This window comes from Xenorhabdus siamensis (assembly GCF_037996745.1).
GTDB lineage: Bacteria > Pseudomonadota > Gammaproteobacteria > Enterobacterales > Enterobacteriaceae > Xenorhabdus > Xenorhabdus indica.
Genome location: NZ_JBBMXE010000009.1, coordinates 266,424 through 272,423, shown reverse-complemented (window position 1 = coordinate 272,423; position 6,000 = coordinate 266,424). Strand labels below are relative to the sequence as shown.

Below are 6,000 nucleotides of genomic sequence, written 5' to 3'. Positions count from 1 at the left end.
TTCACCCGCTTTATCGTTACTTATGTCAGCATTCGCACTTCTGATACCTCCAGCAAACCTCACGGTTCACCTTCAGCGGCTTACAGAACGCTCCCCTACCCAGCAACATTAATATGTCGCTGCCGCAGCTTCGGTGCCTGGTTTAGCCCCGTTACATCTTCCGCGCAGGCCGACTCGACCAGTGAGCTATTACGCTTTCTTTAAATGATGGCTGCTTCTAAGCCAACATCCTGGCTGTCTGAGCCTTCCCACTTCGTTTCCCACTTAACCAGGACTTGGGGACCTTAGCTGGCGGTCTGGGTTGTTTCCCTCTTCACGACGGACGTTAGCACCCGCCGTGTGTCTCCCGTGATAACATTCTCCGGTATTCGCAGTTTGCATCGGGTTGGTAAGTCGGGATGACCCCCTAGCCGAAACAGTGCTCTACCCCCGGAGATGAGTTCACGAGGCGCTACCTAAATAGCTTTCGGGGAGAACAGCTATCTCCCGGTTTGATTGGCCTTTCACCCCCAGCCACAAGTCATCCGCTAATTTTTCAACATTAGTCGGTTCGGTCCTCCAGTTAGTGTTACCCAACCTTCAACCTGCCCATGGCTAGATCACCGGGTTTCGGGTCTATACCCTGCAACTTCGCGCCCCGTTAAGACTCGGTTTCCCTGCGGCTCCCCTAAACGGTTAACCTTGCTACAGAATATAAGTCGCTGACCCATTATACAAAAGGTACGCAGTCACACCCGAAGGTGCTCCCACTGCTTGTACGTACACGGTTTCAGGTTCTCTTTCACTCCCCTCGCCGGGGTTCTTTTCGCCTTTCCCTCACGGTACTGGTTCACTATCGGTCAGTCAGGAGTATTTAGCCTTGGAGGATGGTCCCCCCCTGTTCAGACAGGATACCACGTGTCCCGCCCTACTCGTCGAGCTCACACTGCCAGCGTCTTCGGATACGGGGCTGTCACCCTTTACTGCCGGCCTTTCCAGACCGTTCCCTGACGCTGACACTGCTGATGCTTCTGGGCTCCTCCCCGTTCGCTCGCCGCTACTGGGGGAATCTCGGTTGATTTCTTTTCCTCGGGGTACTGAGATGTTTCAGTTCCCCCGGTTCGCCTCCTGCCCCTATGAATTCAGGTCAGGATAGTGCAACGGATTGCACTGGGTTGCCCCATTCGGGTATCGCCGGTTATTGCGGTTCCTATCACCTTACCGGCGCTTATCGCAGATTAGCACGCCCTTCATCGCCTCTGACTGCCTAGGCATCCACCGTGTACGCTTAGTCGCTTAACCTCACAACCCGAAGAAGTCTTCGGACTGGAGTTTTGAGAGACTCCTCAATAGTTGTCATTTGACATCTACTGAGTGTTTCAAATTTTCAGCTTGTTCCAGATTGTTAAAGAGCTGGTATTGCTAAACCGGCTTTCAAGCCCGCTTAACAATACCGTTGCTGGCGCCGCTTTTCACCCGGCGCCTGAGCAAAGTGGCGTCCCCTAGGGGATTCGAACCCCTGTTACCGCCGTGAAAGGGCGGTGTCCTAGGCCTCTAGACGAAGGGGACTTCAAGTCGCTTCGCAGACGCTGCTCGTCTTACATTCATCAGACAATCTGTGTGAACACTCACAGTTCACCCTCATAGGTTAAGGAGGTGATCCAACCGCAGGTTCCCCTACGGTTACCTTGTTACGACTTCACCCCAGTCATGAATCACAAAGTGGTCAGCGCCCTCCCGCAGGTTAAGCTACCGACTTCTTTTGCCACCCACTCCCATGGTGTGACGGGCGGTGTGTACAAGGCCCGGGAACGTATTCACCGTAGCATGCTGATCTACGATTACTAGCGATTCCGACTTCATGGAGTCGAGTTGCAGACTCCAATCCGGACTACGACAGACTTTATGAGGTCCGCTTGCTCTCGCGAGGTCGCTTCTCTTTGTATCCGCCATTGTAGCACGTGTGTAGCCCTACTCGTCAGGGCCATGATGACTTGACGTCATCCCCACCTTCCTCCGGTTTATCACCGGCAGTCTCCCTTGAGTTCCCACCCTAACGTGCTGGCAACAAAGGATAAGGGTTGCGCTCGTTGCGGGACTTAACCCAACATTTCACAACACGAGCTGACGACAGCCATGCAGCACCTGTCTCAGCGCTCCCGAAGGCACGCCTCTGTCTCCAAAGGCTTCGCTGGATGTCAAGAGTAGGTAAGGTTCTTCGCGTTGCATCGAATTAAACCACATGCTCCACCGCTTGTGCGGGCCCCCGTCAATTCATTTGAGTTTTAATCTTGCGACCGTACTCCCCAGGCGGTCGATTTAACGCGTTAGCTCCGGAAGCCACACCTCAGGGGCACAACCTCCAAATCGACATCGTTTACGGCGTGGACTACCAGGGTATCTAATCCTGTTTGCTCCCCACGCTTTCGCACCTGAGCGTCAGTCTTCGTCCAGGGGGCCGCCTTCGCCACCGGTATTCCTCCACATCTCTACGCATTTCACCGCTACACGTGGAATTCTACCCCCCTCTACGAGACTCTAGCCCACCAGTCTTAGATGCCATTCCCAGGTTAAGCCCGGGGATTTCACATCTAACTTAATGGACCGCCTGCGTGCGCTTTACGCCCAGTAATTCCGATTAACGCTTGCACCCTCCGTATTACCGCGGCTGCTGGCACGGAGTTAGCCGGTGCTTCTTCTGCGGGTAACGTCAATCGCAAAGTGTATTCAACTTCACGCCTTCCTCCCCGCTGAAAGTACTTTACAACCCGAAGGCCTTCTTCATACACGCGGCATGGCTGCATCAGGCTGCCGCCCATTGTGCAATATTCCCCACTGCTGCCTCCCGTAGGAGTCTGGGCCGTGTCTCAGTCCCAGTGTGGCTGGTCATCCTCTCAGACCAGCTAGGGATCGTCGCCTAGGTGAGCCCTTACCCCACCTACTAGCTAATCCCATCTGGGTTCATCCGATGGCGTGAGGCCCGAAGGTCCCCCACTTTGCTCCCCAGAGGTTATGCGGTATTAGCCACCGTTTCCAGTGGTTATCCCCCTCCATCGGGCAGATCCCCAGACATTACTCACCCGTCCGCCGCTCGCCGGCAGGAAAGCACGCTTTCCCCCGCTGCCGCCCGACTTGCATGTGTTAGGCCTGCCGCCAGCGTTCAATCTGAGCCATGATCAAACTCTTCAATTCAAAGTTTGCTGCTCAAAGAATTAAACTGTTAGTTCGTAATGAATTAACTGTTCAGTCACTCTTCAAGACTTAATCTTTTTGCCTTTCGGCTTTCGACGGTGTCTTGCGAGTGCCCACACAGATTGTCTGATTAATTTGTTAAAGAGCATTGGAACCGAACCTCGGTTCCGAGGTTGCGTATCTTACGCTTTCCTCTCAGCGTGTCAAGCCTTTATTTTCGTGGCCTGTCACTCCTGTCATCCCGACTTATTTGTGTGTTTGTCGTGACAACGGATGCGCATTATAGGGAGCATTCGAATTTACGCAAGCGTTTTTTATAATTTCTTTTCCAAGTGAATAAAATTCAAACAAAAGAGTCATTTTTGCCTATTTTTTATCACATTTGGTAGTTCTGCAAAGCTATTAATGACCACATCGGCAGCCTGTTCTGCTTCTGGTGTTACAGGTTTCCCTGTGCGTACAAGCACCTTAATCCCGACATTAGCGGCACTTGCTGCTTGCATATCTTCTATTTTGTCTCCCACCATATAAGAAGCCGCCATATTAATATGCAGTGCTTTTTGCGCATCAAGTAACATACCTGATTGTGGTTTGCGACAATCACAGTTCTTTTTATAGTGTTCATCACTTGCTTCTGGATGATGTGGACAATAGTAGATACCATCAAGATCAATGCCTCGGTCCGCAAGTGACCAATCCATCCATTCTGTTAATTGTAAGAACTGATCCTCTGTGAACATTTCCCGGGCAATTCCCGATTGATTTGTTACTAATACCAATGCATAGCCCATTTTTTTCAATTCCAACATGGCTTCAATCGTGCCGTCAATAAATTGAAAATTATCTATTTCATGGACATACCCATAATCTATGTTGATCGTGCCGTCACGATCTAAAAATACGGCGGGAATACCTTGAGTCACCTGATTGCTCCAAGAATGTACTGAATAGACAGTATCGCATGATTTGTTAGTGAATGAGAATGCAGCATTCAATTTATTCCTAGTTGACTTAGACGTCTAGACGCCTTAACATCCACTTTAATTCATGACTTGTTGCAAATGCTTTCAAGTTACTCACTTTTATATCTCTAAGAAAAACATAAAAATGATAAGACTGACTCAGATAAATAAAGTATTTCAACAAGGAACGCGCAGTATAAAAGCACTTTCTGATATCAATCTGCATGTCCCACAAGGGCAAATTTATGGTGTGATTGGTTCCTCTGGAGCCGGAAAGAGCACTTTGATTCGCTGTGTGAATATGCTTGAACGCCCTACTTCCGGTCAGGTACTCGTTGATGGGCAGGATTTATCTTCTCTTTCAGAACGTGAACTGACTCGTGCCCGTCGTCATATTGGAATGATTTTTCAGCATTTTAATCTGCTGTCATCCAGAACAGTATTTGACAATGTGGCACTACCTTTAGAATTGAACAACACGCCAAAAGCAGAAATAAAAACGAAAGTTGATGAATTACTGGAATTAGTCGGTCTTTCTGAGAAACGTGATGCTTATCCTGCCAACTTATCTGGTGGTCAGAAGCAGCGCGTCGCCATCGCCCGAGCTCTGGCAAACTCACCAAAAGTACTTTTATGTGATGAAGCTACCAGTGCACTAGATCCAGCAACAACGCGCTCTATTCTGGAATTATTGAAAGATATTAATCGTCGTTTAGGATTAACTATTTTGTTGATTACCCATGAAATGGATGTCGTTAAACGCATTTGCGACCAAGTTGCCGTCATTAGCGGTGGGCAGTTGATTGAACAAGATGTGGTTAGCGAAATATTTTCTCATCCTAAGACGCCTGTCGCTCAAGAGTTTATCAAGTCCACACTACATTTGGATATTCCTGAGGACTATCAGCAAAAATTACAATCTGAATCAACCCCGGATAGCTGCCCATTATTGAAACTAGAATTTACGGGTAAATCTGTTGATGCTCCACTAATTTCCATGGCAGTACGCCGTTTTAATATCGATATCAGTATATTGAGCTCTCAAATGGACTATGCCGGTGGTGTTAAATTTGGCGTTATGCTGGCTGAATTGGATGGCGAAAATAGCAGTATTGAATCAACAATTACGTTCTTAAAAGAGCATCATGTGAAAGTAGAGGTTCTCGGTTATGTCTGAAGGAATGATTTTATTATTGGCTAAAGGAGTCTGGGAAACTCTGGTGATGACTTTTGTTTCCGGTTTTTTTGGTTTTGTGATTGGCTTACCTGCCGGTGTGCTTTTGTATGTTACTCGTCCTGGGCAGATCATAGAAAATGGTACTTTGTACCGCACGCTTTCTGCACTGGTAAACATAACGCGTTCAGTTCCATTTATTATTTTGTTAGTGTGGATGATCCCTTTTACTCGGCTGATTGTGGGAACTTCAATCGGGTTACAGGCAGCGATTGTTCCTTTAACTGTTGGTGCGGCACCTTTTATTGCTCGTATGGTAGAAAATGCATTATTAGAAATTCCATCCGGGTTAATCGAAGCAGCACGAGCAATGGGCGCAACGCCATTCCAGATTGTCAAAAAGATTCTGCTACCAGAAGCATTACCTGGTTTGATCAATGCAGCCACAATTACCTTAATTACATTGGTTGGGTACTCTGCTATGGGTGGCGCTGTTGGTGCTGGAGGATTGGGGCAGATTGGTTATCAATATGGTTATATTGGCTACAATGCAACCGTGATGAACATCGTATTAGCATTATTAGTTGTCTTAGTATTCTTAATCCAATTAGGTGGCGACCGTTTAGTTAAGGCCGTAAATCGTAAATAATTCAACAATTGTGCTGATTAACGGCACCTATACCCGATAGTTTT

At 48.2% G+C, this 6,000-nt stretch carries 3 protein-coding genes, 1 tRNA gene and 2 rRNA genes; 2 read left to right on the top strand and 4 right to left on the bottom strand.

Annotation, left to right across the window (positions count from 1 at the left end; translation table 11 throughout):
- From AAC852_RS10350 to gmhB, 4 genes are all read right to left on the bottom strand, one after another.
- Positions 1 to 1,281: ribosomal RNA gene (locus tag AAC852_RS10350) — 23S ribosomal RNA — on the bottom strand; the annotation flags it as partial.
- A gap of 191 nt (positions 1,282 to 1,472) precedes the next feature.
- Positions 1,473 to 1,548: transfer RNA gene (locus AAC852_RS10345), tRNA-Glu, on the bottom strand.
- A gap of 80 nt (positions 1,549 to 1,628) precedes the next feature.
- Positions 1,629 to 3,171, bottom strand: a 16S ribosomal RNA gene (locus AAC852_RS10340).
- 356 nt (positions 3,172 to 3,527) lie between these two features.
- Positions 3,528 to 4,094: a D-glycero-beta-D-manno-heptose 1,7-bisphosphate 7-phosphatase gene (gmhB, locus tag AAC852_RS10335; RefSeq protein ID WP_340620956.1), complete on the bottom strand. Its 567-nt coding sequence runs from the start codon at positions 4,092 to 4,094 to the stop codon at positions 3,528 to 3,530.
- Positions 4,095 to 4,278: 184 nt separating this feature from the next.
- On the opposite strand from gmhB, the gene metN reads away from it, so the two are divergent.
- Together metN and AAC852_RS10325 are read left to right on the top strand one after the other, a co-directional pair.
- Positions 4,279 to 5,310: a methionine ABC transporter ATP-binding protein MetN gene (gene metN, locus AAC852_RS10330; protein ID WP_340620955.1), complete on the top strand. Its 1,032-nt coding sequence runs from the start codon at positions 4,279 to 4,281 to the stop codon at positions 5,308 to 5,310.
- A complete protein-coding gene (locus AAC852_RS10325; protein WP_038259762.1) occupies positions 5,303 to 5,956 on the top strand; it encodes a methionine ABC transporter permease MetI in 654 nt (217 codons plus the stop codon). The genes metN and AAC852_RS10325 overlap by 8 nt, the downstream gene beginning before the upstream one ends.
- Positions 5,957 to 6,000: the final 44 nt, after the last annotated feature.

Bases quoted from the DNA above. Each gene is read 5' to 3' on its own strand.
- metN (WP_340620955.1), top strand. From the start codon at position 4,279: ATGATAAGACTGACTCAGATAAATAAAGTATTTCAACAAGGAACGCGC.
- AAC852_RS10325 (WP_038259762.1), top strand. From the start codon at position 5,303: ATGTCTGAAGGAATGATTTTATTATTGGCTAAAGGAGTCTGGGAAACT.